Origin of the sequence: Promicromonospora sp. NPDC060204, from assembly GCF_042728455.1 — a bacterium.
Taxonomy (GTDB): Bacteria; Actinomycetota; Actinomycetes; order Actinomycetales; family Cellulomonadaceae; genus Promicromonospora.
The window spans coordinates 1-4,502 of the sequence record NZ_JBHWZO010000375.1; the positions used below are offsets into that span (position 1 = coordinate 1).

The window sequence follows — 4,502 nt, forward strand, 5'->3', positions numbered from 1 at the left end:
GGGTTTCTACCCGGGACGAGGCGGACCAAGACGCTGACTCGGCGCCCCTCGTTCGCCCGTCGTTCTACTTCGGCTGGAGGGCCTTGACGGCCGGGGCGCCGTACAGGGCGTCGATGGTGCCCGCGAAGTCCGCGATGACCTTGGCCCGCTTCACCTTGATGGACGGCGTGAGGTATCCGTTGGCCTCGGTGAAGTCCAGGTCGAGCACCGTGATCTTGCGGATCGACTCGGCCTTGGAGACCGCCTCGTTCGCCTGCGCGACCACCTTGTCGAGCTCGGCCAGCACCTTCGGGTGCACGCGCGCGTCGGCAACCGACAGCTTCGGCAGGCCGTTCGCGGCGCACCAGCCGGGCAGCATCTCGGCGTCGAGCGTGACGAGGGCGCCGATGAACGGGCGCTGGTCGCCGACCACCACGACCTGGCTCACGATCGGGTGCGCCCGCATCCGGTCCTCGAGCACGGCCGGGGCGACGTTCTTGCCGCCGGCGGTCACGATGATCTCCTTCTTGCGCCCCGTGATGTGCAGGTGGCCGTGCTCATCGAGGCGGCCGAGGTCCCCGGTGCGGAACCAGCCGTCGACGAGCGCTTCCGCGGTCAGCTCCGGCTGGTTGCGGTAGCCGCGGAAGATGTGCGGCCCGCTCAGCAGCACCTCGCCGTCGTCGGCGATGCGGATACCCGTGCCGAAGAAGGCCGGGCCCACCGAACCCATGACGATCTTGCCGGGCAGGTTCACCGCCGTCGGGGCGGTGGTCTCCGTGAGGCCGTAGCCCTCCAGGATGGTCACGCACGCGCCGCGGAAGAAGTGGCCGAGGCGCTCGCCCAGCGGTGCGCCGCCCGAGACGGCCCAGCTGAGCTGCCCGCCCATCGTGGCCTTGAGCTTGCTGAACACCAGCCGGTCGGCGATCGCGTGCTTGACCTTGAGCGCGCCGCCCGGTCCCTCGGGCACGTCCAGGGCCCGCGAGTAGTCCTCGGCGACGCGCGCGGACCAGGCGAAGATCTTCGCCTTCAGCCCGGAGGACGCCTTCTGCTCGGCGCTGTTGTAGACCTTCTCGAACACGCGCGGCACGGCCAGGAGGTACGTCGGGCGGAACGAGCCCAGGTCGGCCACCAGGTTCTTGATGTCCGGGGCGTGGCCCAGCACGGCCTGGCCGGCGATGGTCGCGACCTCGACGAAGCGCGCGAAGACGTGCGCCAGCGGCAGGAACAGGAGCGTGCGCGCGTTCTCGGCGCTCAGCAGCTCCGGGATGCCGGCGGCGGCGTTCAGGGTCAGGTGCGCGAAGTTGCCGTGCGTGAGCTCGACGCCCTTGGGGCGGCCCGTGGATCCCGAGGTGTAGATGATGGTCGCCAGGTCGTCGCGCCGGACGGCGTCGCGCCGCTCGGCCACGATGCCGGCGGAGAGGTTGGTGCCGGCCTTGCGCAGGTCGAGCACGGCGTCCTCGTCGATCAGCAGGATGTCCTCGAGCCCGGGCAGGCTGGGCCGCACCTGCTTGACGGTCTCGGCGTGAGCGCTCGACTCGACCACGATGAGGCGCACGTCGGCGTCGGACAGGATCCACTGGACCTGCTCGGCCGACGACGTCTCGTAGACCGGCACGGCGACGGCGCCGGCGGCCCAGATGGCGAAGTCGAGCAGCGTCCACTCGTACCGGGTGCGGGACATGATCGCGACGCGGTCGCCGGCCTTGATGCCGCGCGCCACCAGGCCGCGGGCGACGGCGAGCACCTCGTCCTCGAACTGGCTCGCCGACACCTTGATCCACGGGCCGTCCGGTGCGTCACGCCGCTCGATGAGCGCCTCGTCCCCGGAGCGGGCCACCCGGTCCGCGAGGATCGTGTTGATGCTGGTGCCTTCGGGCACCTCCACCAAGGCCGGCGACGTGGCAAGTGTCATGTGCTGCTCTCCGTTGAAGTCTTGAACAGGTGAAGGCGCGGTATCGGGGCTTCACCAAGTTGCGTGGCCTGCTCGGGTGACTGTAGCGGATCCCCGTCTCAGGTCGGAACCGCCTTTCGCCCCTGGCGGCCGTGGACGGTTAGCCTCTTCTTGTGTCTGACAACGAACCGACCAGCGCTCCGGTGCCGTCCGAGATCATCCGGCTCCGCGGGAGCATCGACAACATCGACGCGGCGCTGGTCTACCTGCTCGCCGAGCGGTTCCGGGTGACGCGCCGGGTGGGGGAGCTCAAGGCGGTCGGCGGGCTGCCCCCGGCCGACCCTGCCCGCGAGCAGGAGCAGATCGCCCGGCTCACGAGCATCGCCGAGGAGTCCGGCCTGGACCCCGAGTTCGCCGAGCAGTTCCGCCAGTTCATCGTGAGCGAGGTGATCCGCCACCACGAGCTGATCGCCGCGCAGCACAAGGGCGACAATTTGCCTGAGGTCGACACCTACGCTTGAAGGTGACCTGTGCCTGACGCGTTTTTGCCTTCTCCTGGTAGTTGGCAAACGTCGGGTCCGAATATCTCCTGTACAGGTCACAGAAATTTCCCCCACAGGGGTGGCGTGCGCCCGGGATCCGTCGTTTCCTGGAGTCAACGCCGGGGCGAGGTCATGCGGTAGGGCATCACCTCGACCTCGGCGGGTGATGCGGAGGTGTTCATGAAGATCGATTGGCTCAAACCCCTCCTCGGCCACCCGGGACCGTTCGCCACCCTGTGCCTGGACGCGACGCCGTCCGAGCACGCCGCCGACCGTGACGTCGGCGGGCGCTGGAACGCAGTGCGCAGGGACCTGGCGCAGCAGAAGGCCCCGGACGCCGTGCTGGACGCGATCGAAGAGGTGGTGCTGCGACCCACGAGGGTCCCGGGACCGCACGGCCGGGTCGTCATCGCCGACGAGACGGGCGTGCTGGTGGACCGCGTGGTGAACAACCCGCCGACCGCGAGCTCCGGCTCCTGGGAGGCCGTCCCAGCCCTGCTGCAGGCCGCCCTGGCCGCCGACGAGTCGGTGGAGGTGCTCAAGGTGACGGTGGACCGGGCGGGCGCGGACTTTCTCCGCGCGGGGCCGGACGCCAAGGTGCACAGCACCTTCCAGGCGCCGCACGACGAGATCGAGAAGACCAGCTCCTCGGGGATCAAGCGGGCGCGGATCGAGTCCCGTGCCGAGGACTCCTGGGAGCGCAACGCCGCGGCCGTGGCGGCCGAGATCGAACGGCACGTGGCGGAGTCCGACCCGGAGCTGGTGCTCCTCACCGGCGACAAGAGGGCGGTCTCGCTCACCCGGGCCGCGCTGACGACGCCGACGACCGACAAGCTGGTCGAGGTGCCCGGCGGCGGACGCGGCGGCGGCGTGAACGAGAGCGCTTTCGCCGAGCGGGTCTCCGACGCCGTGGACTCCTACCGGGAGCGGCGGCGCGAACGGGTGCTGGCGGAGCTGCGTCAGGAGCTCGGCCGGGAGTCGAACGCCGTGACCTCGGTGGACGACGTCGTGGCGGTGCTCGCGCGCGGGCAGGTCAAGGAGCTCGTGCTCGCGGAGGAGTACGGCACGAGCCCCGGCCGCATGAACGGGCGCAAGCTGTGGATCGGGCCCGACCCGATGCACATCGCGGGCGACCGGTCCGACCTCGAGGCCATGGGGGTGACGGAGCGGCTGGAGGAGCTGCCCGCCAGCGTCGCGCTCGTGCGCGCGGCGGTGGGGCAGGACGCCGGCCTGACGTTCGCGCCCGAGGGTTCGGTGGAGCTCATGGACGGCGTCGGCGCGACCCTGCGCTGGCGTGACGACGGGACGCCCACGGAGGTGCTCGCCAGCATGTCCGGCGACGACCGTCGGCTGCACTGACCTCCCACGTGAATTCGATGTGAATTCTCGAGCGGTTGATCGGACAAAAGGCGCTCAGAACGGGCGCCAGACTGGATGGAATTTCCGATTTACCGCGTATGAGAAATTGTTGCGCCGGAATGTGTCCGTTTTGCCCATACACACGGAAACGCATTATCGGTACGGTCCTGGGCCATGGGGATGATTCATTGTGAGTACGCGCGGCTTGCCGCCGACGACTTCGACAAGGCACGGACAGATCTGACCTGGGCGCTGGAGCACATCGACGAGCTCGCCGGCGAATGGGTGGAGGTGGATCTTCCGGCACAGGAGGCCAGGTACTTCAGCATCGGCACCGTGTGGGGTCCGCTCCACACGGTGCTCCGGGTGCACGGCGGCATGCCCGTCGACCCGGTGCAGGGTGGTGCGGCGCTGGCCTCCACCGACGGGATCACGCCGGTGCGCTACCTGGGCCCGGAGGAGGTGGAGAAGGCGGCCGCGTTCCTGGTGGGCACGTCGTTCGACACCTTGGCGCCGCTCGCCGTCGCCGACCAGGTGTGCGACGAGGACGTGTGCCCGGACCCGGGTGAGCACGCCGCGGAGACCGATCACGAGCGCCTGGCCGTCGCGTACGGCGAGCTGACCGCGTTCTACGGTGCCGCGGCCGAGGCCGGCGACGCGGTGGTGCTGATGCTCAACTGAGCCGGAACAGTCGCAGCAGAGACAAACGGGGGCGGGACGCCGATCAGCGT

4 protein-coding genes are annotated in these 4,502 nt (G+C 69.8%); 3 read left to right on the forward strand and 1 reads right to left on the reverse strand.

The features are described 5' to 3' along the window. Positions 1 to 64: 64 nt before the first annotated feature. A complete protein-coding gene (locus ACFWEJ_RS27460) occupies positions 65 to 1,891 on the reverse strand; it encodes an AMP-dependent synthetase/ligase (RefSeq protein WP_377232344.1) in 1,827 nt (608 codons plus the stop codon). Between the two features lie 152 nt (positions 1,892 to 2,043). Between ACFWEJ_RS27460 and ACFWEJ_RS27465 the strand changes: the two genes are divergently transcribed. The 3 genes from ACFWEJ_RS27465 to ACFWEJ_RS27475 all read left to right on the forward strand — a co-directional run bounded on the left by ACFWEJ_RS27465 (position 2,044) and on the right by ACFWEJ_RS27475 (position 4,452). Next, on the forward strand, positions 2,044 to 2,391 hold the full coding sequence (locus ACFWEJ_RS27465) for a chorismate mutase (RefSeq protein ID WP_285105256.1): 348 nt from the start codon (positions 2,044 to 2,046) through the stop codon (positions 2,389 to 2,391). Positions 2,392 to 2,592: 201 nt separating this feature from the next. Continuing rightward, a complete protein-coding gene (locus ACFWEJ_RS27470; protein WP_377232345.1) occupies positions 2,593 to 3,771 on the forward strand; it encodes a Vms1/Ankzf1 family peptidyl-tRNA hydrolase in 1,179 nt (392 codons plus the stop codon). A gap of 180 nt (positions 3,772 to 3,951) precedes the next feature. Then, on the forward strand, positions 3,952 to 4,452 hold the full coding sequence (locus ACFWEJ_RS27475; protein ID WP_377232346.1) for a DUF1877 family protein: 501 nt from the start codon (positions 3,952 to 3,954) through the stop codon (positions 4,450 to 4,452). The last annotated feature ends 50 nt before the right edge of the window (positions 4,453 to 4,502 follow it).

What these genes read in the sequence shown, in the direction of transcription:
- ACFWEJ_RS27460 (WP_377232344.1), bottom strand. Translation starts at nt 1,891, where the DNA reads ATGACACTTGCCACGTCGCCGGCCTTGGTGGAGGTGCCCGAAGGCACC.
- ACFWEJ_RS27470 (WP_377232345.1), top strand. Translation starts at nt 2,593, where the DNA reads ATGAAGATCGATTGGCTCAAACCCCTCCTCGGCCACCCGGGACCGTTC.
- ACFWEJ_RS27475 (WP_377232346.1), top strand. Translation starts at nt 3,952, where the DNA reads ATGATTCATTGTGAGTACGCGCGGCTTGCCGCCGACGACTTCGACAAG.